This window comes from Vibrio owensii, from assembly GCF_002021755.1.
GTDB classification, from domain to species: Bacteria; Pseudomonadota; Gammaproteobacteria; order Enterobacterales; family Vibrionaceae; genus Vibrio; species Vibrio owensii.
Genome location: NZ_CP019960.1, coordinates 322,001 through 346,689, shown reverse-complemented (window position 1 = coordinate 346,689; position 24,689 = coordinate 322,001). Strand labels below are relative to the sequence as shown.

The following is a 24,689-nucleotide window of genomic DNA, read 5'->3' as shown; positions in this document are numbered from 1 at the left end:
TGTAAACTAGCCCTATTCTATCCAACTCTACAGCTTGAAGCTACCAACCATCTTATCTAGGCGAGATGACAGCTCTTGTAGGTCTCGGCTTGCTCCAGCCAGTTCTTCTGCTGTTGCTGTTGTCATCTCATTGATAGCGTTAATTTCTTCAATGTTTTGGTTGATAGTATGAACCACTGTCGATTGCTCTTCTGTCGCTGTCGCAACTTGGGTGTTTCTATCTGAAATATCCGCAATACGCTCAGAAATATTCATCAGTACATCAACCGCTTCATCTGTTGATGCCACACCTTCAAACGTTACCACTTTACCAGCTTCCATCGCGGTCACTGCGTCTTGAGCATCACTTTGAAGTTGGTTGATCATCTTCTGAATCTCTTCCGTTGAATCTGCAGTACGAGATGCTAGATTGCGCACCTCATCCGCTACCACTGCAAAGCCTCGTCCTTGCTCACCTGCGCGTGCTGCTTCGATCGCTGCGTTCAACGCAAGTAAGTTGGTTTGCTCAGAAATATCGCGAATCACATCCAGAATAGAGCCGATGTCTTTGGTGGTTGTTGCAAGCTGGGTCACTACCATACTGGTCGTTTCAACGTCATCAGCAAGACGACTAATCACTTCCTTCGCTTGCGTCACGACTTGGCGACCAGTCTGTGTATTGTCAGATGCTTGGTTTGCCGTATCAGCTGCGGTTGCTGCGTTTGAGGCAATCTCACTGATCGTCGCACCCATTTGGTTAATTGCCGTCACGACTTGGATCGTTTGGTCACGTTGTTCTTGGCTGTTGTCATGAGTCGAAGTCGCTTTGCTAGAAACACTATCCGCAGCCTCACTTAACGCACCACTAGTTAGAGACACTTCTTTCATGGTTGCGTGAATCTTCTCAATAAAGCCATTAAAGCCTTTTGATAGCTGGGCGATCTCGTCGTTACCCTTGATTTCAATACGCTGGGCTAAATCACCTTCTCCTTCGCCAAGGTCAGTGAATCGGTCTGCAATTTGGCTAATTGGGTTAGTAATGCTGTTTGCTAACAGAACGCCCATTGCGATGAAGATCAGCGCGACGATGGCTGTCGTGAACAACATTTTCTCTGCGGTTGCATCAAGATCAGCAAAGACTTCATCGACAGGTACAACACCAACAACAAACCAATCCATCGAGGGCACATACAAGCTAGACACGAACATGTCTTGGCCTTCAATCTCTGTTGTCACAAGATTGAAGTGACCTTTGTTAAGTAGCTGGGAAGCTTCACGTCCAAACAATTGGCTAATAGAGGTTTTGTTTTTGCCTTGCTGACGGTGGATCTGGATATCACCTTTGCTATTGGTCAGAAACACATAGCCTGTTTTCTCAATCTTAAAGCCATTCAGTAGCGAAACCATGTCATCCATCGACTTAGACAGGCCTGACATCGATACGCCATTCACATCTTGGTAGTTAGTGAACATTTTCACATCACCATTCGCTTCTTGGAAAACGCTTACCGACGTGTCTTGCCCTGAAGATGTAAAGCCAAAGAACCACGCATCTTGCGAACGATTAAGCTGGCGTAAGAAACCGTTTTGGTTCCAGTAGTATGCTGTTTGTCGGTTTGCTACCGAAGCATCGTTCAACTGATATTGAGACTTCACATTGTTAAGCTGTTGAACAAGTTGCGCTTCTACCATTGGGTTACGATCTGTCGTCGATAGCGCCTCAATGACAAATTCGTTCGTGGCAAGCTGTTTTGCCGCTTGCTGCATTTGTACAACTTCACGGTCAATTTCAGTATTAATCTGCTGCAGCATTGCAGGTAATTCGATATCGATTAAGCGATGACTTAGCACTTCACGTGCGTGTCGCTGTGCCATGACACCGACAATGATGGTAGAAGCGAGCACGGCAAAAGTAATACCAATGACAACCTTCTGTTTGATACTCAGGGAGTTAAGTTTCAACATATCTGGACCTTTAAAAAGAATCACTCGTTATCTGTATTCTGAACAGGATAAAACTGGATGCATAACAACTCGCTATGCACGGCTTGGAACTTATATCGGCCTTCCCCTACAAAACTAGAGAAATTTCTCACAAATATGTGCAACTAAAATGCAATTGATAATTAAATACGTGACATTAATCAAGCTCAGCTAAAATTTCTTTCTTTTGATCATGAACTTAACATCATCAATTGGGCAGTCCGGAGCGAATAAAATCGTCCAACTTTTCGCCATTAATAATATCGATTCGACGATAGCCAATGCTGATGATTCCTTGTTTAGCCAACTGTTGTAGTGAACGACTTAATGTCTGGCGTGAACACCTTGAAAGGTGAGCTAATTTATCTTGAGTGTATAAAATAGGAGCGTTGTGCCCGCTAGACGTATTCAATCGACTAACCAATGCAAGCAATTTAGCGACTCGATACTCATTTTTTAGCAACACGGATTCTGTGGTCCACTCCATCAAAAGCCTAAAGCGGACGCTGATTTCATGGATAGCGATTTGATAAAGTTGAGGATAACGCGATGCGATATCGCGCATTTTCTTCACTGGTATAGCGATGGTGAGCGTATCAGAAGCAGAGTAAAAATCATGTTTTGTTGGTTGGTCTTCAAAACAGCCTAGCCACGTCAACCAACTTCCTGGACCCAAAATCGCAATGCAGGCCTCTTCACCATTTGCATTACAACTCACCAGCTCGATATGACCGGACACAACAAGGCGCATGGTATCTACCTTGGTGTGGGCTGAATTTAGCAAAGTAGGCACTTTATAACTCTCGACTCTAGCTGCGAGTACCATTTCGTCCACTGCCGTCCTATCCAACTCTGCCAATGTCGGATCTGTATTTAGCACTTGGTCAGTAAACACAGTGGGATCTTCTTGGCTCAATGAATGACTCAAGTGAGATTGTAAGATTTTAGACATTGTTCGAATCCTACCTCTGATACGTTGTTAATTAATTGTTACAGAAAGACTAACAATTAATCGAATAAAAATACCAGAGAAAAACCACAAGGTTGTGGGACGAGGATTTAATTATGCTAATGCCATGCGTAACAACTCTAAGCCGATGGATACGTACAACCGCCATCACAGCAATGTATTTTACCATTGCGACTTGGACGACAACTTCTGTTGCGAACGACACCTTTGAGGGAATTCCCGGCGAAAGAACTTGTTTCTTTCGTTATGGGCCAGTTTCAGCCGATCCTTACATTAACGTTGCCTACCCTGATGCCGCTGTAAAATATTGGGGTGCAGCATTTACAATGCCTAAAGGGGCGAAACTGAAGCTAGAAGGTCAATTTCCCCATGCTCGCTACATGTCACTGATTAGCTATGATGATCGAGGAAGGCCGGTTCAATCTCTTCCAGATTACATGATTAAGCCAAGCCAAAGTAACGTGAACCCTTTTCGTGAAGGAAGTCAGAGGGACAGCGTTTTCAGAAACTATGCTGTAAATGTGCTCGATTACGAACCCAAAGACGATTACACCGCAGGACAAATTCGTGAGGGAGTCGAGTCAGACCAACTGCATGCACCAAAGTCCTCTGCGAATCAGCAAGTGTTGATTTATCGAATTTACGCCAAAGACGAAAATAGCGATGGAACCGCAAACGTATCCTTACCTAAACCCATCCTAACCCTTGCCTCTGGTAAAGTGTTGCGTGGTTCTGAAGCGTGCGCAGCGTTGAATAGTGCCCAGCCCTTAAAGGCACAACTCAACGCTCTTGGAATACCTGTCGAGAAATATCGCAAACTGGTCACCCAACCAAATAAGCCAGCAGGATTCCCCGCAACGAACCCTTCTACTTGGCATATTCAGTTAGATCGTCAGAGCTTGCTTGGCATCTACACAGGGAAGATCAATCCTGAGGCGCGTCGTAGTTCAGGTGGTTTCTATCCAAACTTAGACAATAACTACATTAGAACCGTAGTGAATCGTAAACATGGTCCTGTGTATGTTTTACGCGCTAAAGCTCCCGTAACCCCGAAAACGTTTCATGGCGATAAACAGATGACTGGCGGTGAATTGCGTTACTGGTCAGTATGTTCGAACAAAGGTTTTGCGGTTACCAAAGTCAACGATTGCCTATACGACGAGCGCATCCCCGTCGACAAAGATGGTTACTATACCATTGCCGTAAGTCGCAAATCAGACAGGCCTCGCAATGCTTTTACTCAATGTGGTATTGGTTGGCTTCCAATGGCTGATGATGGAGATGGGATTGTAGATAAAGATGCATCAATCGTTCAAATTCGTCATATGCTTGCCTCACCTAAATTCGAGCATGCCATTCAAAATATCCAACAAGACAAAGACATTGCCTCCGTGATGCGCGAGTACTACCCGAGAACCTTCTATACCACCACTAACAACTTTGAACTGATGTTCCCTTGTCATCAAAGTTAGTTACTCCACTCGCTTGATTCCTATGGCAGGTATCCCCTTCCTGCCATTCCTAATTCAAATACAGACTGATATCGAGGTAGCCATGACTCTTAAGCTACTGTGTTTGCTGTTGTTCGTTTTTCTCGTCGCAACAGTGTACGCATCACCAACCTCTCACTCTGAAAGTAATACGGAACTGGACGACCCTACTGCACTCAGTTCATTTGTCGGGCTCCGTTCTGGTAGCAATGGATACGGTGCCATTGGCCAACTGAGTTTCCATCGTCCTGATAGCGCATTTGGTCATAACAGTTTCCTTCAATTTAAAGACGACTTTGAAACCGTGCATTTACGCCACTTCTCTATTTATAAACCAACAGGAACAGGTCTGTTTGTCGATGCGCAGCGCAATAATACCAACCCAATTCCTATCAACCGTGCTTCTTTCGGGGCGATTCAAGTTATTCCTGTCACTGAGACATTACGCATTAATCCTGCACTCTTGTATGGTTCAACTTGGACAGACGATAAACGAGCACGACAAAGCCTGTTTCCCGACACCCCCATTATTACGCTTTATAGCCTCATTCGCTGGCAAGTAAGCAGTGACTGGTTTGTGAACTTAGTGCCTCAATACACCTACAGTGTTGGAGGCAAAAAAGTACGTTTGTTTGAATTGGTGACTCAAGTTGGCCACAACATCACAGAAGAAGCGACGGTTTCAATAAATGCGGATGAAGATGACAATTTTTGGCTCACACTAAAGCACGCATTGTGAGCTACCGTATGATTAGAACGTTCGATACACCGAAGACTACGTCAGAACCTTGTAAAACATAGCAATACCCCAATATTGAAAAGATAAATTACACGGACGTACTGGAACTTTTCCCCTTGAGAAAGTGACCAATACTCAAAACAAGAATCATATGGATACCAGAGAGTCCAAAAAATGCACAAAACAAACTTCGAAACTCTTCAAAGCTACTTAGAGTCTCAGATCATTGGTCAGCATGATCTGGTAAAACAATTACTTATTGCTCTACTTGCCGATGGGCATATCTTGGTTGAAGGTCCTCCAGGATTGGCTAAGACCCGTGCGGTGAAATCTCTATCGGATTGTGTAGAAGGTGATTTCCACCGTATTCAGTTCACACCAGACCTACTGCCAGCCGATTTGACGGGTACCGACATCTTCCGTCCAGAAACGGGCGAATTTACCTTCCAGTCTGGTCCTATTTTCAACTCACTGATCCTTGCTGATGAGATCAACCGTGCGCCAGCTAAAGTGCAAGCCGCGATGCTTGAAGCAATGGCTGAGAAGCAAGTGACAGCGGGACGAAACACATACGCACTCCCAGAGCTGTTCTTGGTGATGGCAACTCAAAACCCAATCGAGCAAGAAGGTACTTACCCGCTCCCAGAAGCGCAGCTTGACCGTTTCTTGCTGCACCTTGATGTGGATTATCCAGATACGGAACATGAGTTGGCTATCTTGCGCATCAACCGTGGTGAGGCAAAAGGCGAAGCGACGATTGAACGTCCAAGCTTGAGCCAAGAAGACATCTTCACCGCACGCAAAGAAGTACTCAACATCCACATGGCAGATGCGATTGAGCAATACATCGTTCGCCTTGTGATGGCGACTCGACAGCCAAGCGATTACGACTCAGAGCTTGCTAAATGGCTATCTATGGGTGTGAGCCCGCGTGCGACGATCGCCCTTGACCGTTGTGCTCGTGCTCATGCGTGGCTGGCAGGTCGTGACTTCGTTTCACCAGAAGACGTTCAAGCCATGGCTTACCCTGTGCTACGTCACCGTCTGCTGCTTAGCTACCACGCTCAGGCAGAAGGCATTACAGCAAATCAGGTTATCGACAAGCTTCTTAATCTTGTAGGTAGCGCATAACGTAGGTAGGTGACATGTCTGCATCATATGCATTGCCACCTCATGCGAATGGGGTGACATTAACCCTTGAAGAGCTGCTTCAATATCGCACTCAATCGGTTCGTTGGTTGCCACCAGCCCAGAGCATTTGGTCGCAAATGAGCGGTAACCATACCAGTCGTCAAAAAGGGCGCGGTATGGACTTCATGGAAGTGCGCCAATACCAAGCGGGTGATGATATTCGCAGCATCGATTGGCGAGTCACGGCTCGAACGGGAAAAGCGCACACCAAGTTGTTTGCTGAAGACAAAGAGCAAGCGGTGATCTTATACATCGACTTGAGCCCAAGCATGCACTTTGGATCGCAATATGTATTGAAATCGGTTCAACTGGCGCATTTCGCTAGCGTCTTGATTTGGCTGACGTTAGCCAAGAAAGACCGCATCGGCGCAGTGATAGATGATGGTTCCCAGTGTATTGAGTTCCGCCCTTCTTCTTTACAAAAGCAAGGGCTGAGAATTCTTGACGCGATAGTGAATACTCACAATCAATTACTTACGAATCAACAAGCTGACAGCACACGCACGTTGCCATACATGAGCGCAATTGAAACGCTACACAACCTGACGCCGAAAGGCAGTGAGCTTATTCTGCTGAGCGACTTTGCTCAAGTGGAAGAGAAAGAGCTGGTTCAATTGCGTCGATTAAAGCAACACAACAGCGTTCGTGCAGTGCAGTTTTATGATCCTCTTGAGCGAGGCGAAACCGACTTCCGAGGCCAGGCGAAAGCATCCGATGGTCATCGAAGTCAGTGGTTTAATTTCGGATCTAAAGGGGAACGCCAAGAATTGGAGTCTCACTTCGTTAAGCATCAACAAGCCATTAAACAGCAGTGTCACTCAATGGCAATTCCATTTAACAGTCTGTCGAGCGGGTTACCGCTAGTTCAGCAGTTAAGCTAGTCAAAGCAACAACATACAAATCATTCAAGCAGTAGTAATAATGACAACGAATAATCAAAGCCTAAACCTTGAACCTTTAATCCTACCGAATGCACCTGATTGGTTCCCACTTGCTTGGGGATGGTGGGCTGTTCTGGGTGGTGTAGTTCTCTCCATCTTAATCGTCGTACTGTACTTAAGATGGCGTACAAAGCGTCTTGTTGCTAAGAAGACCGCATTGAAATTATTGACCAACCCGATCACACCACACACACCGTCTTCTGCATTAGAGGTTCTTCGTCAAGCGGCTTTGAGTTACTTCCCTCGTGAAGAAATCGCGCCATTAACAGGTTCTGCTTGGTACGAGTTTCTTGATAGCTACACCAAAGAAACTCGATTTGTCGATAAACAACAACAGTGGCAAGCGGCGCTGTATCAAAAGTCTGGTCAAGAGCAGCATCAAGCCTTAATTGATGATTGTGCTTTCTGGATTGAAACCGCATTGCCACCAAAGAAAAAGGCAAAAACTCGTGACTGAGGCAACTCTCGTTTCGAGCCTCTCTCAGTGGTTGAACATTGAGTTTGTCTGGTGGTGGGCATTATTGTTACTGCCTCTACCTTGGCTGATTTATAAGTTCTTCCCTGAAGAGACTCAGCAAGCTGAAATTAAGCTGGCGTACCTGCCAGACAACAAACACAGCAACAAACCAAAACAGGTCGTGCAAAAATTCCTGTCTATTGGCGTATGGACTCTGTTGGTTGTCGCTTGTGCTCGACCGGTTTGGTATGGCGATCCGGTTGAGTTCCAACCGAAATACCGCGACATGATGTTAGTGGTCGACTTATCTGGCTCTATGCAGAAAGAAGACATGAACGACAACGGTGAATACATAGACCGTCTAACCGCCGTCAAAAGAGTCTTATCTGATTTCGTAGAAAAACGCCAAGGCGACCGCTTAGGTGTGGTTCTATTTGGTGATCATGCTTATCTACAAACGCCGCTGACCGCTGACCGTAAAACCGTGATGCAACAGATCAATCAAACCGTCATTGGCTTGGTTGGCCAGCGCACCGCAATTGGTGATGGTATCGGCTTAGGCACCAAAACCTTTGTAGACAGTGACGCACCACAACGTGTGATGATCTTGCTCAGCGATGGTAGCAATACAGCTGGTGTCCTTGATCCGCTTGAAGCCGCTGAAATCGCTAAAAAATACAACGCAACCATCTACACCGTAGGTGTGGGCGCTGGTGAAATGATGGTGAAAGACTTCTTCATGACTCGCAAAGTCAATACCGCCTCAGATCTTGATGAGCAAACGCTGAACAAGATTGCAGAGATGACAGGTGGTAAATACTTCCGAGCACGTGATGCTAAAGAACTTGAAACGATCTACGACACCATTAATCAACTAGAGCCAGTTTCTAGCGATACGCAAACTTGGCGTCCTCAGTCGGAATGGTTCCCTTACCCACTAGGTGCTGCCCTTGTGCTTTCCGTGTTCCTGTTTGTTCTAAGGAGAAAACATGGTTGAGTTTACTTTCCTAAATCCATATTGGTTGTTGGGTTTGCTCGTCATTCCTGTCGTTCTTGCGATTAACAGCCAATACAGAACCAAAAAGTCATCGTTGATTGCGCCCCATTTAGCCAAAATGCTTGGCCATTCAGTGAAAACCAAGCACTACTTCGCCATTTGGGGATTAGCATGGGCGATCGCATGTATTGCTCTAGCAGGTCCAAGTTGGCAATCCAACACTCGTCCGAGCTTTGAACTAAGTCAAAACCGAGTGTTAGTTCTGGATATGTCGCGGTCTATGTACGCAACGGATGTGAAGCCAAATCGCCTGTCACAAACCCGCTATAAAGCGTTGGATTTATTGCCGAAATGGAAAGAAGGCTCAACAGGTTTGGTCGCGTACGCGGGCGATGCTTATACGTTAAGTCCACTGACGACAGATTCCAGCACACTCGCTGGCATCATCGAAAACTTATCCCCTGAGTTAATGCCTTATCAAGGCTCCAACTTACCATCAGCGATTGAAACCGCGCTTGGTCAGTTTACTCAAGCGGGTGTAAATAAAGGTGACATCGTCGTGCTGGCAGATGATTTGGATGACTCTGAATTGTCTAGCTCATTAGCGCTATTAAACGGTAAAGACATTCGTGTGTCAGTACTTGCTATCGGCACATCAACTGGCGCACCAATTGCTCTTCCGGATGGTTCTTTAATGAAGAGCCGACAAGGCAACACCGTGGTAGCGAAGACTAACCTGAAAAACTTACAGAAGTTAGCCAAGGATACCGGCGGATTATTTGTGCCAATTCAACACAATAACCGTGATGTTGAGAACATTGCCGCGTTTACCAATAACGCGAGCAACAACCTTGCCGCCAAGCAAAGTGACGACGTAAAAACCGACTCTCGCTTGAACGGTGGTTTCTGGTTGCTACCTCTGCTGTTGATTCCTGCAGCCCTACTCTTCCGACGCGGCATGATTTGGGTACTGGTCGCGGCCGTATTACCGATGAGTTGGACACCGAAAGCAGAAGCCAATGCGTTCTTGAATCAAAACCAACAAGGCGAACAGCTTTATCAACAAGGTGAATACGAAAAAGCCCAAAGTACCTTTACTGATCCTAACTGGAAAGGTGCAGCAAGCTACCAAGCTGGGGATTACGAAAGTGCGATAGAAGCATTCTCCAATAATCCAAGCCTTGATGGCCGTTACAACTTGGCAAACGCACTTGCCAAGAACGGACAGCTTGAGGATGCGGCGGAGCTCTATAAAAACGTAATTCAAGAAAAGCCTGACTTTGAAGCTGCGAAAAAGAACCTGTCGGTTGTAGAGGAGAAACTGAAGCAACAGCAGCAACAGCAGCAACAGCAGCAGCAGCAGCAACAGCAGCAACAGCAGCAACAGCAGCAACAGCAGCAACAGCAGCAACAGCAGCAACAGCAGCAACAGCAGCAACAGCAGCAACAGCAGCAACAGCAGCAACAGCAGCAACAGCAGCAACAGCAGCAACAGCAGCAACAGCAGCAACAGCAGCAACAGCAGCAACAAAAGTCTCAGAGTGATGCTAAACAAGAGCAAGGGCAACAGTCACAAAACCAGCAAGAACCTGAAAATAAACAAGAAAATCAGAAATCTGAGCGACAAAAAGCTAAACAAGAAGAAGAAAAACAAGGCGAGCAAAAAGGTGAACCTATGCAGGCTCAAGCTCAGCCAGAGAAAACGCCTCAGGATGATCCTGAGTTCCGTCGCTTAGAAGCGGTAGAAAGCGCGCGTGACCCTAGTTTCTTGATTCGAGCTCAAATGCAGCTTCAAGCTCAACAAAAACAACGTCCACAACAATCTAATAAGGAGTGGTAAGTCCATGATGAAAAAAGGCGCAAAACTGGTCTTTGTTCTGATGGCCAGCCTACTGACTAGCTTTTCGGTTTTTGCACAAACCCTACAAGCTAGTGTAAACAAAACTCAGGTGGCGAAGAACGAAGTGATCAACCTAAGGATCATGGCAGATACCGAGCTTGGCTCAGATGCGATTGACTTCGATGCATTGAAACAGGACTTCTTTTTAGGACAACCTCGCTACGGCCGTTCTAGTAACAACATTAACGGCCACAAAACCGTTCGCACAGAATGGAGCATCTCGATTGCACCGATGAAAGAAGGCGTCATCACCATACCGAGCTTTTCTGCAGATGGGATGAAAACCGAGCCAATTAAGCTGCGTGTGACAAAAGACAAAGGTGAGCCGAATCTCGACGATTTGTTTAGCTTTAACATGAGCGTGGATAGCCATACTTTGTACCCACAACAGTCAGCAACGCTGCGTATGCAGTTGGCGATCAAAGTCGACCCTCGTCGTTTAGATAATCCACAAGTCGTGCCGCCAAGCATTGATGGGATGAAAATTGAGCCAGCCAGCGATATGAAGCAGGCACAACGCATCATTGATGGCTTAGAAGTGACGGTCGTAGAGCAAGCTTTCCGCATTACAGCGGAGCAACCTGGCACCTACACGCTGAATGGCCCTAAATTGACGGGGTCTTACATCTATGGTGACAGCCTAACCGGCTCAACCAAGGTCATGCCAATCAATACTAAAACTGAGCAAATGCCAATTACTGTAAAGCCTATCCCTAAAGACTTTAAAGGTAACTGGCTGCCAGCTTCTGCTTTAGAATTAACGCAAAGCTGGCAAGATGAGCAAGGCAATCCGCTATCAGCAAATGCCGTCAGCACAGTGAAACAAGGCTCTTCAATTACTCGTACGATTCGTATTCGAGCTCGTGGTACACAAGCGGAATATCTACCTCGTATTGGTATTGTCTATCCAAGCACACTGCGTGTTTATCCTGAACAACCTCAGTTCGAGACATCGCGTGATGGCACTGTCACCATGACAGTGAAGCAGGTTTTGATTCCCACAGAAGCCGGGGATCTCACCCTGCCGGGCTACAGCCTAAATTGGTGGGACAGTAACCGTGACCAAGCGAGAAAAGCCGACATTTCAGCATTAAAACTTAAGGTAGAGAAAAGTGACAGTGGCCTAATCACGCTGCCAGAAAGTGCGTTGCCAGCACAACCAGCGACAACCTCAGCACCTGTGGTTCAAAGTGGTGTGGATACAGTCTGGAAAACACTGACGTTCGTGTTTGGTGCCCTTTGGCTTGTCTCATCAGCAATTGCGTTTGGGTTTTGGAAAAAGCGCGGAACCGTAAAGCCTGAGAAAGTCGAGACTTCAACGCACGGCTCATCTCTGCAAGATTTGGAAAGCATCATCAAGCAAGGTGATAGTGCCAAGATTGAAAGAGCGGTTAACGACTACTTAAACACACATCACTTCAACAGTGAATCCGAAGCGACAAAAGCGGTGAAAGAAGAGTTGAATGTGATGAATCAAGCTCGCTTTAGCGCTACTCAGCAAGAATGGAAACCAGATTCTCTGCTCGCTAAGCTCAAGCAATTGGCCAAAGAGAAGAAGAGTAAGCCTAGCCACCAGCTAGAAAAGCTCTAATAGTAAAATGGCGTGACTAGTGAAAATGGCAGCTCTTATTGAGCTGCCATTTTTGTATCTATTCATTCAGTCGTGATGGCTTAAGCGACAATTTGACTTGTCAGCTCACAGGTTCGAACGCAGTTTCGACCACTGTTTTTTGCTAGGTAGAGTGCTTTATCAGCCAGTTGGTATAAGTGATCAAAATTAAAGTCTTTGCCTTGCGCTTGATAACGCGAGTAACCCACAGATACGGTCAGCAACTCTCCTTCAGGATTATGGCAATGTCTTATGCCTTCTTCTTCAATGCATTGACGAATACATTCAGCTCTCAACCTGACCTCTTCTTGGTTTGACCCAATCATCAACAAAACAAACTCTTCTCCGCCGATTCGGCAAAAGACTTCGTCTTCATCTTTTGTATGATGGTCGAGAATGTTGCCAATACGCATCAGCGCAATGTCACCTTCTAAATGCCCATAATGATTGTTAAACAAGCCAAAGTGGTCAATATCGATCAGAATCAATCCAAACGACATCACTTCGTTATGCTCAAGAGAGCAGTACTTTTGCATAACGTGTTCTAACATGCGTCGGTTACCCAGTCTCGTTAAGGGATCGAGCTTAGACAAGACTTCCAATTGCCGATTGGCTTCTTCCAACTCTTTAGTTCGGTTCTGCACTTCGAGCTCTAGATTCTCATTGAGCTCTCTGATTGCCTCTTGTGCTTGTGTACGTTGTAAGACTTCAACCAAGCTAGAAGCAAACATCCGAATCACTTCACGCAGTTGCGAGGTCAAAGGCGCACGGGTTAACAAGTTATCGACCGCGATGAACGCAATTGGCCCACTACTGTTCGACGTCAGCACTGTCATGGCCGCCCAACCAAAACCGACGATGTTGCAATCATGGTAAATAGGAACGGACTCTTCGAACGCCACTTCATTGGGCATGGATTTAGCTAAGTTTATTAAAGAAAAGTCTTGGGTTTCCCCAAAAAAATACGACTCATCAACCACATTGCCTTGAATATCGGTTCCCCAAGTTCCTTGCATATAAGAGCAGTTTTCATCGGTCAAAAACACCGCCATACGGTCGATACCTAGATTCTTAATGGCAAACGTCACGGCAGATTTGCAAACATCGCTTACCGTTGTACAGCGTGATAACTCAACCATGCTCGAATGCAGCATACGTACGTTTTGCTCTTGGCGTTTGCGAATAAAGATTTGAGAGAAAAGCGAACCGAATGATTCCAGCATCTGTTTTTGATAGGCAGTGACGGGTTTACGGTGGATAAAGTTATCAAGAGCAAACCAACCAAATGGCTCGTTTCCATCTCTTAAAATCAGCATTGCATTCCAGCCCTGCCCCACAACTTTGCCAGCCGTATAGATAGGCGCATCCTCTACAATAACGAGGTTACGATCCAAGCTGGACAGTGATGCAATGTACTCTTCACTCAGCTGATGAAGGTCATATTGGGTATGGAATTCATCAATGGTGATGCCATCCTCGTTCGTCCCATAAGTACCACTGAAACTGCGCTTTTTCATGTCCAGCAACATTAAGGTGGAGCGGTCGAAACCTAGATGTTCTCGAAGTGCCTCCACCGCTTTCAAATAAAGATCTTTCAGTGAATCAGGGTTAGAAATATCTAATGCAACCTGCTGGACAAGCTTCATGTTTTCGATAAAACGTTCGCGTTGCCCAAGCTCATCGACATACTGCGCTTCTCGTACATCGCGATGCTTCATTTCTAACGAGGCGTGTTTTTCTGCGCGGACACACTGCCAACGCGCCGCCGAGAGTTGCATTGCGTCATAGCTTTCTTCATAAATATTGTGTGCGCTGCGAGCTTGAACGTTTTGAATCAGTAGGTAGGTACGTTTAATCGGCGTGTTGTCGAGCATCATGATATAACTTTCGCCACCGAGGTCTTGGACGTGATTCCAATTGCAGGTATTGATGGCCAGAGGAATGATGCTTTCTGAAGTATCGAATTGGTTAGCCCAATCCCAGAATGCTTCTGGATAATTTTGGAGAGGAAAGAGGTCACCCCGCGAGAATCGAACTGTCCAAGAAGGGTTGGTCAGCGGATCATCAAAGATCGCTATCGCACTGGGGGAAAAATGCTGCTCTAGATGTTCGAATATGGCTTCAGCCAATAACCTATGGTCCCTTGTGGAAGAGACCGTTCTTGTAAAACTCTTTAAACTCACCTGACCAACCTAATCTACTTTTTTATCCTCGATAAAAAACTACTTAGGGGTGGATATGCAATCAATGGAATCCAAGTTGAGCTGTTAAGTCATTCGCAAAAAATATGGACTTAATTTCACATTCGAGAACCCTTCAACATTTTTAGACAGGTGTTTCATCCGGATTACATACTGCAAAAATATGCGCAAAAATGAATCAACATGAACATTCTTAATATTGGTGTTTTTCAAGTCCAAAAATAAAAAAGGCCCCTCATCAAGAGGGGCAAGAGTACCATCGCTTATAGTTATTTGTGTATATGCCAGTAAATGTGTGGATTAACCGAAGTCACCGTTTACGTAACCTTGAGTACGGTCGTCTTGCGGGTTGCTGAAGATAACTTGTGTATCATCGTGTTCAACCAGTTCACCCATTAGGAAGAACGCAGTGCGGTCAGAGATACGACGCGCCTGTTGCATTGAGTGAGTCACGATAACGATGGTGTAGTTCTTCTTCAGTTCTTCCATCAATTCTTCGATTTTGTGTGTTGCAATTGGGTCAAGTGCAGATGTTGGTTCATCCATTAGAATCACATCAGGCTCCATCGCGATTGTGCGCGCGATACATAGACGTTGCTGCTGACCACCAGATAGACCAAATGCATGTGACTTAAGACGGTCTTTCACTTCGTCCCAAAGCGCTGCGCCACGAAGTGAGCTCTCAACCACTTCATCAATGTGCTTCTTATCTTTGATGCCTTGAGCGCGTAGACCGTAAGCCACGTTCTCGTAGATGCTCATCGGGAATGGGTTTGGCTTTTGGAATACCATGCCCACCTTGATGCGAAGGTCAGCAACGTCAATGTTGCCGTAAATGTCTTCGCCATCCATTGACAGCTTACCCGTGATCTTTACGCCTTCAATAAGATCATTCATGCGGTTCAAACAACGTAGTAGTGTTGATTTACCACAACCAGAAGGACCAATAAGTGCCGTCACTTGGCGTACTGGAATAGGCAGGTTGATTGATTTCAGTGCTTGGTTGTCACCGTAAAACAGGTCTAGGTTTTCAATATCAAACTTGTTCATTTTCTTAATCTCTTAAATCTTGAATTCGTGTCTTTTAACGTGCGTTCTTAATTCGTTTTGTTAGTAAGTTGCGGTGTTAAAACGTCGTGCAATCAGTTTTGTAAACATGTTGATCAGTAGAACAACAACAATCAGAACTGTCGCCGTACCGTAAGCCTGATTCCATTCTTCAATGGTAAACAGTTCGGTAGTCAGTTTGTATAGGTGAACGGTTAGCGTACGACCTGAATCCAATAAAGAATCCGGAATACGTGCAACCATACCTGCTGTCAGGAATACTGGAGCAGACTCACCAATGACACGACCAATACTTAGAATGACCGAGGTTAAGATACCTGGCATTGCGCTTGGAAGAATCAAACGCCAAATAGTGTAAATCTTAGATGCACCCAGGCCGTAAGAGCCTTCACGGTACGTCTGTGGTACTGCCATCAACGCTTCTTCCGTAGTACGGATGATAACTGGCAGGATTAGGATACTTAGCGTCAATGCACCCGATAGAATCGAGAAGCCAAGGCCAAGAATCGCCACGAAGAAAGTCATACCGAACAGACCGAAGATGATCGACGGGATACCCGCCAATGACTCAGTACAGAATCGGATGATTTTCACCAAACGACTGCCCACTTTCGCGTATTCGGTCAAGTAGATTGCCGTCATGATACCGAGTGGTGCTGCCACTGCGATAGAAGCGATAACCATGTAAATTGTCGCCACAATCATTGGGAAGATACCGTGCTCTTCACCTGTGCGCGTGTAGTTATCAGTAATGAAGTTCCAATCTACGTGTTGTAGGCCGTTTGATAGGATGTACCAGATAATCCAGAACAAGAAACCTACCGTTAGTGCTGCCGAGATCCAGACAAATGCGTTAAAGACATTATCTTTGAACTGGCGTGCTTTTTTCAGTTTTGCGCGATCCATAATAGTCACCTTTAACGAGCGATTACTTCGCTTTTTCTCGGTTTAGGTACAGTAGTACAGCGTTCAACGACATGATGAAGACCAGAAGTACCACACCTGTAGCGTAAAGTGCGTTCGCGTGAACACCACTTGCGTAAGACATTTCAATAGCGATGTTTGCGGTTAGCGTACGAGCCGAATCAAGGATGCCTTCTGGCATTGCCGGCGCGTTACCCATTACCATGATGATCGCCATGGTCTCACCCAACGCACGACCGATCCCCAGAATCACACCTGTCATGATGCCAGAGCGAGCCGCTGGAACGAGCAATTTAAAGATGGTGTAGATTTTCGATGCGCCCAGTGCCAAAGAACCTTCTTTGTAAGTACGAGGAACAGCGCGGATAGAGGTTTCAGATACCGTAATTACCGTTGGTAGAATCATCACACCAAGAACAATGATACCGGCCAAGATAGTGTTACCTGCTGGTACATCGAATACGTTTTGAATCAGTGGAACGATAATAACCAGACCAAAGAAACCGTAAACCACCGAAGGAATACCGGCTAGCAGCTCAACCGCTGGGCGGATGATGTCAGCTAAACGCTTTGGTGCGATTTCAGCGATGAAGATAGCGGTTAAGACACCAACTGGAACACCCACTAAAACAGCGCCTGCTGTCGAAACGATAGAAGCAACAATCATGGTTGCAACACCGTACAGTGCCGGTGGTAGCCAGTTTTGGCCTAGAACGATGCCCGAGACGCCCGCTTCTTGGAATGCTGGGATACTCTCTCGAACGATGAAGTATGCGATAACTGCTAATGATACGATGCCGATTACAGCACTCGTTAGGAACAAGCCGTGGAAGATGCGCTCTCTCCAGTCTACGCGGCGTTTTTCGCGTAGGCCTGGCTTGCTGATCGCTTTTGCGTCAGTAGTCATAAGCTTTTCACTATTTGTTGCGATGGTCATAAAAATCTCACGGTTCTTGGCAATGGCGTCGAACACAATGGATAGAAAAGGCTCAGCCCGAAACGATGGGCTGAGCAAACTTTAGAGTCCCGATAGAATTAGTTAACTGAGATGTAACCTTTTTGGTCAACTAGCGCTTGCGCTTCGTCAGTTAGCATCCAGTCTAGGAATTTTTGAGTTTCAGCTGATGGCTTGCCTTCTTTGTAAAGAACAAGGAATGGACGAGCAACTTTGTAAGAACCGTTTTTCACGTTGTCTACAGAAGCTTGGATGCCATCAATTGGAAGTGCGTTTACAGATGAATCAACCGTACCTAGAGAGATGTAGCCGATTGCGTATGGGTTAGAAGCAACCATTGTCTTCAGTGCGCCGTTACCGTTAGCAACTTGAGCACGTTGAGAGATTGCAGAAACTTTTTTACCAGAAATCTTCATTTTTAGAGACATGATGTCTTCGAATGCGCCACGAGTACCAGAAGCCGTGTCACGAGTGATAGCAACGATTGGCTTGTCTGCACCGCCAACGTCTTTCCAGTTTGTTACTTCACCTTTGTAGATTGCAGTAACTTGCTCAGCTGTAAGGCCAGTAAGTTTGTTTTGTGGGTTTACAACAACTGCGATACCGTCTAGAGCAACCGCTTCTTCTTTTAGCGTTGGCTCTTTTTCAGAATCTTTTAGGTTACGAGAAGACATACCTAGGTCAGCAGAACCGTTCTTCGCTGCTTTAACACCTGCAGATGAACCAGGACCTTGAACTTCGATAAATACGTTCGGGTTTGTCTTCATGTATGTTTCAGAGAAAACTTCCATCAGTGGAGTTACGCTGCTAGAACCCACTGCAGAGATAGTTTCTTTAGCAGAAACAGGAGTCACTGCCATTGCGCCTAGAAGTGCGATTGCACCGATTACTGTCTTTTTCATCACAATTTCCTTTAAGTGGCCTTATTGCCGTTGTGTTTCACTTGAACGGTGCTCACTTTAGAATCCAAATATGACAGTTGTGTTTCACTTAGTTGAAAGCTCTATGACACGTTGTCATTTCTGCTTAATAAATCGGCAATCAAACTTTATTTACTTTCGAGCTCAAAATACTTTGCAATGATTTGGTTATAACAAAATGCCAACCACATCGCTTTTAATATATTTCATAACAAATAAACATCGTTAAATGATTGATATATCAAGCCTAATAATTAGAATCGGGTTGCTTTATTTACAAAAATGATAATAGTTCCAATCTTTAGAGGGTCAATCATGCGTCAATTACTTAGTACGCTGTCTATTAAGTCACAGGTTTTCGTGCCCGTACTTTTTACTGTCATACTTCTCATCGTCGGTTTGAGCATAGGCATAGGAAAGTTAGAACAAGCATTCGACAAGGTGACGGTTTCCACCAATAACCTTATCGTGCATAAAGAAGAGTTAAGCTCCATCGTAGACAACACTTACGCGATGCGCATTAAGGCAATCTACAGTCTCTTCAGGGCTGAAGATGTCAAAACACTTAACCAACAATTACAACAACGTCAGGCAACCAACCGAGAATTTCTCAACTCCATCGACCAAATTGAAGGCATTCAAACTGAAGTTAACGCCATGCGCGATGCGATGAATCATTACGTCGATTTTACTCGTGTCACCATGACGCCACTTCTTAATACCAAGCATTCTTCTGATTACACCACGTCCGATTTTGACCGAGAGTATGAAACCGCAATGGGTCAATACCGCCTTGCCGGTGAAGCGATGATTAACGCTATCGACAACTTGTCTAAGAAGCTCAATCAAATCGTTACTGACGAAGTCGAAGAAAACGGTGTTCTTCACTCCACCACATTGACCTACAGTACGGTCTCTCTGGTGATTATTCTTTCTGTTGCTTCTTTGATCAGCTGGCTATTGGCGAGCTACATTGTGGCCCCGATCCGTAACCTGCAAGAAACCATGCGAGAAGTCGCAAAAGGTAACTTGTTGGTAGAAGCCGACGAAGTGGGCAAGAACGAAGTCTCACAACTTGCGCATGACGTAAACCAAACCATCCACCAGCTTCGTGGTACGGTCGACTCACTGATTCGAATCAGTGAAGACGTTGCATCAGCATCGACCGAACTGGCAACCGTAATGACGCAAAGCAGCGCAAACTCTGATCAAGAAAAGCAAGAAGTCGAACAGGTTGCGTCTGCAATTAACCAGCTTGAGTCCACAGCGGCTGAGGTTTCAAGTAATGCACAACAAGCAGATAGCGCGTCGAATGAAGCAAGTAAGCTGACTTCTCAAAGCTTAAGCATGTTTGAAGAAAGCACGCGCGCAAGTACCAAGATGGCGGATCAGCTAAATGAAGCCGCACACGTTATCACCTCGCTTAAAGATCAGTCCGAGCAGATTGGTAAAGTGATTGAAGTTATTGAGAGCATCTCTGAGCAAACCAACCTACTTGCATTGAATGCGGCGATTGAAGCAGCACGAGCGGGTGAAAGTGGTCGAGGCTTTGCCGTGGTTGCTGACGAAGTACGTATGCTGGCAGCGAGAACTCAAGAATCAACCAAAGAGATCCAAACCATCATTGAAGAGCTACAGCAGCAGTCTGGCCACGCAAATGAAAGCATGCATTCAAGCTTAGCCATGTTAGAAGACAACCAAGCGCTTGCTGCAGAAGTAAGTCGTTCACTGAGCGACATCAACAGTGCGATTTCAGATTTGAATGCGATCAACACCCAAGTTGCGACCGCTTCTGAAGAACAAAAGCAAGTAACGTCGGACATCAACAACAACCTGAGCACCATCTATGAATTGGTGAGTCAGAACGTCACTGGTATCACTCAATCCGCCGCAGCGGCGCAAGAGCTGTCTGGCTTAGCAGAAAACCAAAAGCACCAACTTAAGCAGTTCCAAGTTTAAAGGTTCTGCTCAAGACGATAAGTTTCAAAGATTAGAAAAGAAAAAAGCTCCGCACTGGCGGAGCTTTTTAATATCTGGATTAGAGAAAATCCAACGGTGTGATTATTCTTCGTCAGTGACTAGTAGAACAGAGAAAGTGTTCGTTGGCTCTAGTGGGTTCCAGTTGTAAATCTCACCATTCACTGAATCAAACACAATAACGTTTGAACCATCACCGTTCGGAGTATTACTCCATATATAACCTGCGTAGTCACCCACCTCTAGCGTGTAACCACTTGCGAATGCAGTGCCGTTCATCGCAGGGCTGTGGCAAGCACGTTCCGTCAACGCGACCAACTCCTTAATGTTTGGTAAGCGCCAATTCTTTTTGCCAGCGAAGTCATGTAAAGCATGGTTACCTGATTCATTGCGGATTTGCTCAGCGGTTGATAGCGCTAACTGCCATGACATCTTAGTCGCAGCGCCATCACAGGCTTCATTTGCCGCATTCCACGTTGAGCCAACAGGGCAACGCATCCATGTAAGACCTGTTTTTAAGTCAGTTACGGTACCGTTATCAGAATATGTATAACGCGTGTTAGGTGCCGTTTTAGCAAAGTCAGTAGAACACTCTTGTGCAGCCATTGCAGTTTGAGAGGCCAAAGCAAGAGATAGTACAGTTATTAATTTCTTCATCTTATTGGCCCTTTACTGCTACTAGACGGATTGGGAATTGGTATGAGTCATCGGCGTCTGCACTTGTGTTGCTTGAGCGAATATCGACGAGTGAAATAGTGCCTCTATCTACGCCCCGAGAGATAATTGCAGGGAAATAAACCTCAGCATCAACGAGCTGTGATGATGTATTCACAAACGTAAAATCGCTATGCCAAAACGCACCATACTCTAAATAAGGACTGCCTATCGTTTGCTGTGGGAAGTATTTAACATTAAATCCATACACGTTGTATGGTTTCGGAGCGAACAGTGTTTGTTCACCAAAGTCTAATAAGTCATAAGTCTCGCGGTAAGTAGGTAAGCGCCAACCAGCGATGCCACACAAAGATTGCTTATTGATATGCTCCACATATTGGCTAGTGGTACAAACTTCATCACCAGCGTCTTTACAACCTGCAAGTTCTACATCTTTACTAAATGGCTTAAATGTTTCAGACTCAAACGCAAATAGGCGATCTTTAAATTGAACCGAGCTCGCATCCGCACTCTTGTTTTCCCAAACAAGACCAGTACGCTCGTCCATAGTACAAGCCCACTCAGTCGCATCTGCAGCTAAAGCAGCACCTTGTGCATCTAGCTTAACGAACTTAAAACCTGCGCCTGTCGACGTTTGCTTGTCCTCTTTGTCGAAGCCGTATTCCGCATCTTGACCAGGGTAAGAAGCTTGAACCTCAGCAACATCTGCTGCGCCATCAGCAAAATGAAGAACGGCACCCGTATCGTTGCTACCAACCGTTTGTTCAGCAACCGCTGCAATTTCTTCAGCAAATGCACTCACTTCCGCTTCAGACAGAAGATCAGAGGCCAACGATTTACCTTGGAAGCTAAGGCTTTGAGCAAGCAACGCTACGCCTTTGGTCATTTGTTGTGGTTGCATCGCAGCTAATAGCGCAACCGTGTTTTGCTCTAGCTTGTCTAGCTCGCTGGCTTCTGCGTTAGACATTACCGTACCAGACAAAGAAACGCCGGCATCGGTGAGTTGCGCTTTCACGATCTCTTCAGCTTGAGCAACGGTTTTACCGTCAACCACAAGACCTGCGAGCAACGTTGTTACACCATTGACCGTGTTACCCGTTGCTAAATTTTGCCCCGGCGCCGCAAGACGCAACGTTTGGTTTGAACCTTGATCAACTTGAGCAAGAATGGTGCTGGTTAGTACGTTTTTATCGCTTGAAGTCAGGCTAAATTTACCGGCATTATCCGTTTTAGCACTCGGTTCAGTAGTATCACAAACGTAGTTTTGGTTTAAATCGATGCACACTGGCGTATCAAGAAGTGTACCTGCAGAAACGATGGTGCCAGCTACATCATAGGTCGGTGCCGACGTGTCACCACCAGAACCACCACCACAGCCAGCTAGGGCTAGTGACATAGCAACGAAAGAATATTGAAACTTCATAGATTTTATCTTCTTTTGATTTTAATTAACGAGAGCGAATCACTCTCACCATTGAAAGCAGGAAAAGTCCTAACAAGGTCCAAGGCGAGCCACTGCCACCTGAACCACCACCACTACCACTGCTTTCTTTAGTGGTATCAGCACTACACTGATACTGAGCAAAGTGACTCACACCCCACTCTTTCAACACCCCAGAGTTACCTGACACACGGTCAGACACTTCGAGACGCCAAGTACCCCAACTCGGTTGACCGACAAGCGCTTGTAACTCCTCGTCATACTGAGCTGTGAAGTAACCTTTAAATCCATTGGTATTGCTTGATTGATGGCTAAGTAGCACGACCGATTTGCCTTGTGGAGACACAAGCGTCACTTGCAGATCCTGCAGTGAGTCATGTTCGATGTTCAGGTAAACCGCAAACGAGTCATCAATCGTGCGTGACTTGTCCGATAGCGTCTGAGAGAACAGTCTGTCGCCCTGCTCTGGCAAAGCGGAATTCACTGATTGAGGCTGGATATCAAGCTCTGGCGTACCATTAACCAGCATCACCTGTTCACTCCACTGGTGAGTCTTTAAACCTTCTGCAAATTGGTAATCCAATGAAATAGAGGAATCGAATTGCGTGCCACACGTCAGACCGCTTGGTAACGCCACCTTCATTGAGGTCGAATCAGAAAGCGTTTCATCAAAGTCGAAAACGGATGCGTTGTTTAGCTGCCATTGCCCTTTGATGCTCGCTTCGCGGCCAGTTTGGCTCAGGCTCACACCAACGTCTTCATCTTGTGCGATGTATCGAGCGTCATAGCGAACACGAAGAGGCGCTTTAAGTAAGTTGTGTTTGTTGAAGCTGTCCGTTAGGAATTGGGCGTAATCTTTATTTGGGAACAAGGTGTTTGCGGCAAACACGGTCGATTCCGCCAGATCATGCATTTTCACGCCACGACCAATGCCATACATGCCTTCAAGTACAATGGCGTCAAACTCACGGAATACGTTATCGGTATCATCACCGTATCGTTCAACCGACGCTTTAAGCGCTTGGAACAGTGGCGTTGACCAAAGCTCGTCGCCTAGTTCACCGCCCACACTGACGTGCGCTGGATACTCGGAGCTCTCGAAGTAACGCGCTCTTTGGTTCCATAAGCTGCGAGTTGTTTTGCGTGTTCCGAACACACCGTCCCAGTTGAACACCGTATCTAACTCGAATTCTTGACCACGACGCGAAGCATCCAAATATTGAGTGCGGTAGCTCGCGCTGCCCGCCCAGTAATCAGCAAAACCTTCTGCGATAGCACCAGTGTGACCGTACGCCCAATCCGGTACGATTTGGTAATGAATGCCATGCCCAAGTTCGTGTATCACTACATCAGCATCGACTGCATCCGGAGAAACACCACCGACACCGAGCATGAGTGCTTTCGGGCCGTAATAGTAAGTAGAGTTATCTTTTGATAAACCGCGAGCATCAAAACGAAGCGGTTCGTCAAACAAGTCGTAAGTCAGGCTTGTCAAATATTGGATCGAGCTATCAAGATGATAAAAAGCCATCAACTGTGGGAACGCATTGTCACCAAACTCGGTGCTTTGCATCTCATCAACACTGTCAAATGCTTGAACCCCTTCTGCGCTGAGAAAGTCCAACGTATCAAGTACAGGTGCTTCACCAGGTGTCGGGGCTGCAAATAAACCCGTCGCATCTACTTGTTTTAATCGTGGGTTAGAGAGATAGAACTTACCGCCCGACTTTAAAACCTCAATCGACTTGGTTACGTACTCGAGCGGCTGAGGGTAATCAGATAGTGCTGACCACGTCGATTCTGGTGCCGCTTGCTGTTGCATGGTACGAAGATCTGGGTTGAATAAAGAAACCTCAACATCAACCAGACTTCCAGAGCTCAGAGCAGGTGGCTCTTGTGCTTGCAGTTGGCGAGGCGATTCCAATTCCATTGCAACCGTTGGTTTACCGTTGCGAATTATCGTATCTTCAAGGCTCTTAAACACTCGCACAACGTGATGATTTTTATCGGTTGTTACTACTAGGGCACGCTGTGCTTGATATTCACCGTTTACCCAAACATCAAAATTGTAATGCTCACCAAGCTGAGACTGGGTTTTGTAACGGAACTTAAACTCGCCCGCTTCTGAGTAGTGGCTGTCTAGATAAGTTTTCGCTTGCGCTTCATTCGTTACCACAGAGTCCGTTGCGGGATAATCCCACTCTGCAGACTGCACCGCTGGGGTACATGCAATAAGCAGTGAAAACGCCAATGGTTTTAGCTTCATGATTTC

General features: G+C 45.9%; 19 protein-coding genes. 9 read left to right on the top strand and 10 right to left on the bottom strand.

Annotated elements, in window-relative coordinates:
• Positions 1 to 27: 27 nt before the first annotated feature.
• Positions 28 to 1,944 carry a methyl-accepting chemotaxis protein gene (locus tag A9237_RS18195; protein WP_078608948.1) on the bottom strand — a complete coding sequence of 639 codons (1,917 nt, stop codon included), beginning with the start codon at positions 1,942 to 1,944 and terminating at the stop codon, positions 28 to 30.
• 226 nt (positions 1,945 to 2,170) lie between these two features.
• Entirely contained in the window at positions 2,171 to 2,914 is a 744-nt protein-coding gene (locus A9237_RS18190; RefSeq protein WP_078608946.1) for a Crp/Fnr family transcriptional regulator, read from the bottom strand.
• A 113-nt stretch (positions 2,915 to 3,027) separates the two neighbouring features.
• Between A9237_RS18190 and A9237_RS18185 the strand changes: the two genes are divergently transcribed.
• The 8 genes from A9237_RS18185 to A9237_RS18150 all read left to right on the top strand — a co-directional run bounded on the left by A9237_RS18185 (position 3,028) and on the right by A9237_RS18150 (position 12,238).
• The gene (locus tag A9237_RS18185; RefSeq protein WP_078608944.1) at positions 3,028 to 4,404 is read left to right on the top strand and encodes a hypothetical protein; all 1,377 of its coding nucleotides are present in this window, start codon (positions 3,028 to 3,030) and stop codon (positions 4,402 to 4,404) included.
• A gap of 82 nt (positions 4,405 to 4,486) precedes the next feature.
• Positions 4,487 to 5,161, top strand: coding sequence for a hypothetical protein (locus tag A9237_RS18180; protein WP_078608942.1), 675 nt, complete (start codon positions 4,487 to 4,489; stop codon positions 5,159 to 5,161).
• Between the two features lie 174 nt (positions 5,162 to 5,335).
• On the top strand, positions 5,336 to 6,292 hold the full coding sequence (locus A9237_RS18175) for an AAA family ATPase (protein ID WP_078608940.1): 957 nt from the start codon (positions 5,336 to 5,338) through the stop codon (positions 6,290 to 6,292).
• 14 nt (positions 6,293 to 6,306) lie between these two features.
• A complete protein-coding gene (locus A9237_RS18170) occupies positions 6,307 to 7,233 on the top strand; it encodes a DUF58 domain-containing protein (RefSeq protein ID WP_078608938.1) in 927 nt (308 codons plus the stop codon).
• A gap of 40 nt (positions 7,234 to 7,273) precedes the next feature.
• On the top strand, positions 7,274 to 7,750 hold the full coding sequence (locus A9237_RS18165) for a DUF4381 domain-containing protein (protein ID WP_020197346.1): 477 nt from the start codon (positions 7,274 to 7,276) through the stop codon (positions 7,748 to 7,750).
• A complete protein-coding gene (locus A9237_RS18160) occupies positions 7,743 to 8,747 on the top strand; it encodes a vWA domain-containing protein (protein WP_078608936.1) in 1,005 nt (334 codons plus the stop codon). The genes A9237_RS18165 and A9237_RS18160 overlap by 8 nt, the downstream gene beginning before the upstream one ends.
• Positions 8,740 to 10,587 carry a VWA domain-containing protein gene (locus A9237_RS18155; RefSeq protein WP_078608934.1) on the top strand — a complete coding sequence of 616 codons (1,848 nt, stop codon included), beginning with the start codon at positions 8,740 to 8,742 and terminating at the stop codon, positions 10,585 to 10,587. The genes A9237_RS18160 and A9237_RS18155 overlap by 8 nt, the downstream gene beginning before the upstream one ends.
• A 4-nt stretch (positions 10,588 to 10,591) precedes the next feature.
• Complete coding sequence (locus tag A9237_RS18150) at positions 10,592 to 12,238, top strand: BatD family protein (RefSeq protein ID WP_078608932.1); 1,647 nt, start codon at positions 10,592 to 10,594, stop codon at positions 12,236 to 12,238.
• Between the two features lie 80 nt (positions 12,239 to 12,318).
• Here A9237_RS18150 and A9237_RS18145 read toward each other — a convergent pair whose 3' ends face one another.
• From A9237_RS18145 to A9237_RS18125, 5 genes are all read right to left on the bottom strand, one after another.
• Positions 12,319 to 14,385, bottom strand: coding sequence for a sensor domain-containing diguanylate cyclase (locus A9237_RS18145; RefSeq protein ID WP_045479686.1), 2,067 nt, complete (start codon positions 14,383 to 14,385; stop codon positions 12,319 to 12,321).
• A 372-nt stretch (positions 14,386 to 14,757) separates the two neighbouring features.
• Positions 14,758 to 15,507: a phosphate ABC transporter ATP-binding protein PstB gene (pstB, locus tag A9237_RS18140; protein WP_005441058.1), complete on the bottom strand. Its 750-nt coding sequence runs from the start codon at positions 15,505 to 15,507 to the stop codon at positions 14,758 to 14,760.
• A gap of 60 nt (positions 15,508 to 15,567) precedes the next feature.
• Entirely contained in the window at positions 15,568 to 16,431 is an 864-nt protein-coding gene (pstA, locus tag A9237_RS18135; RefSeq protein WP_005441059.1) for a phosphate ABC transporter permease PstA, read from the bottom strand.
• 22 nt (positions 16,432 to 16,453) lie between these two features.
• Positions 16,454 to 17,386, bottom strand: a complete 933-nt coding sequence (gene pstC / locus A9237_RS18130; protein ID WP_020197853.1) for a phosphate ABC transporter permease subunit PstC — start codon at positions 17,384 to 17,386, stop codon at positions 16,454 to 16,456.
• A gap of 98 nt (positions 17,387 to 17,484) precedes the next feature.
• Complete coding sequence (locus tag A9237_RS18125; protein WP_005441064.1) at positions 17,485 to 18,306, bottom strand: phosphate ABC transporter substrate-binding protein; 822 nt, start codon at positions 18,304 to 18,306, stop codon at positions 17,485 to 17,487.
• Positions 18,307 to 18,639: 333 nt separating this feature from the next.
• On the opposite strand from A9237_RS18125, the gene A9237_RS18120 reads away from it, so the two are divergent.
• A complete protein-coding gene (locus A9237_RS18120; protein ID WP_078608930.1) occupies positions 18,640 to 20,283 on the top strand; it encodes a methyl-accepting chemotaxis protein in 1,644 nt (547 codons plus the stop codon).
• A 102-nt stretch (positions 20,284 to 20,385) separates the two neighbouring features.
• Here the strand turns inward: A9237_RS18120 and A9237_RS18115 are convergent, their stop codons facing one another.
• From A9237_RS18115 to A9237_RS18105, 3 genes are read right to left on the bottom strand one after another with little or no spacing between them, the layout of a single operon-like run.
• The gene (locus A9237_RS18115; protein ID WP_041053840.1) at positions 20,386 to 20,958 is read right to left on the bottom strand and encodes an Lcl C-terminal domain-containing protein; all 573 of its coding nucleotides are present in this window, start codon (positions 20,956 to 20,958) and stop codon (positions 20,386 to 20,388) included.
• 1 nt (position 20,959) lies between these two features.
• Complete coding sequence (locus A9237_RS18110) at positions 20,960 to 22,399, bottom strand: Lcl domain-containing protein (protein WP_078608929.1); 1,440 nt, start codon at positions 22,397 to 22,399, stop codon at positions 20,960 to 20,962.
• 25 nt (positions 22,400 to 22,424) lie between these two features.
• On the bottom strand, positions 22,425 to 24,683 hold the full coding sequence (locus A9237_RS18105; protein ID WP_078608928.1) for a proprotein convertase P-domain-containing protein: 2,259 nt from the start codon (positions 24,681 to 24,683) through the stop codon (positions 22,425 to 22,427).
• Positions 24,684 to 24,689: the final 6 nt, after the last annotated feature.

Excerpts from the sequence above, each read along its gene's own strand:
- A9237_RS18195 (WP_078608948.1), bottom strand. The coding sequence starts at position 1,944 with ATGTTGAAACTTAACTCCCTGAGTATCAAACAGAAGGTTGTCATTGGT.
- A9237_RS18190 (WP_078608946.1), bottom strand. The coding sequence starts at position 2,914 with ATGTCTAAAATCTTACAATCTCACTTGAGTCATTCATTGAGCCAAGAA.
- A9237_RS18185 (WP_078608944.1), top strand. The coding sequence starts at position 3,028 with ATGCTAATGCCATGCGTAACAACTCTAAGCCGATGGATACGTACAACC.
- A9237_RS18180 (WP_078608942.1), top strand. The coding sequence starts at position 4,487 with ATGACTCTTAAGCTACTGTGTTTGCTGTTGTTCGTTTTTCTCGTCGCA.
- A9237_RS18175 (WP_078608940.1), top strand. The coding sequence starts at position 5,336 with ATGCACAAAACAAACTTCGAAACTCTTCAAAGCTACTTAGAGTCTCAG.
- A9237_RS18170 (WP_078608938.1), top strand. The coding sequence starts at position 6,307 with ATGTCTGCATCATATGCATTGCCACCTCATGCGAATGGGGTGACATTA.
- A9237_RS18165 (WP_020197346.1), top strand. The coding sequence starts at position 7,274 with ATGACAACGAATAATCAAAGCCTAAACCTTGAACCTTTAATCCTACCG.
- A9237_RS18155 (WP_078608934.1), top strand. The coding sequence starts at position 8,740 with ATGGTTGAGTTTACTTTCCTAAATCCATATTGGTTGTTGGGTTTGCTC.
- A9237_RS18150 (WP_078608932.1), top strand. The coding sequence starts at position 10,592 with ATGATGAAAAAAGGCGCAAAACTGGTCTTTGTTCTGATGGCCAGCCTA.
- pstB (WP_005441058.1), bottom strand. The coding sequence starts at position 15,507 with ATGAACAAGTTTGATATTGAAAACCTAGACCTGTTTTACGGTGACAAC.
- pstA (WP_005441059.1), bottom strand. The coding sequence starts at position 16,431 with ATGGATCGCGCAAAACTGAAAAAAGCACGCCAGTTCAAAGATAATGTC.
- pstC (WP_020197853.1), bottom strand. The coding sequence starts at position 17,386 with ATGACCATCGCAACAAATAGTGAAAAGCTTATGACTACTGACGCAAAA.
- A9237_RS18125 (WP_005441064.1), bottom strand. The coding sequence starts at position 18,306 with ATGAAAAAGACAGTAATCGGTGCAATCGCACTTCTAGGCGCAATGGCA.
- A9237_RS18120 (WP_078608930.1), top strand. The coding sequence starts at position 18,640 with ATGCGTCAATTACTTAGTACGCTGTCTATTAAGTCACAGGTTTTCGTG.
- A9237_RS18115 (WP_041053840.1), bottom strand. The coding sequence starts at position 20,958 with ATGAAGAAATTAATAACTGTACTATCTCTTGCTTTGGCCTCTCAAACT.
- A9237_RS18110 (WP_078608929.1), bottom strand. The coding sequence starts at position 22,399 with ATGAAGTTTCAATATTCTTTCGTTGCTATGTCACTAGCCCTAGCTGGC.
- A9237_RS18105 (WP_078608928.1), bottom strand. The coding sequence starts at position 24,683 with ATGAAGCTAAAACCATTGGCGTTTTCACTGCTTATTGCATGTACCCCA.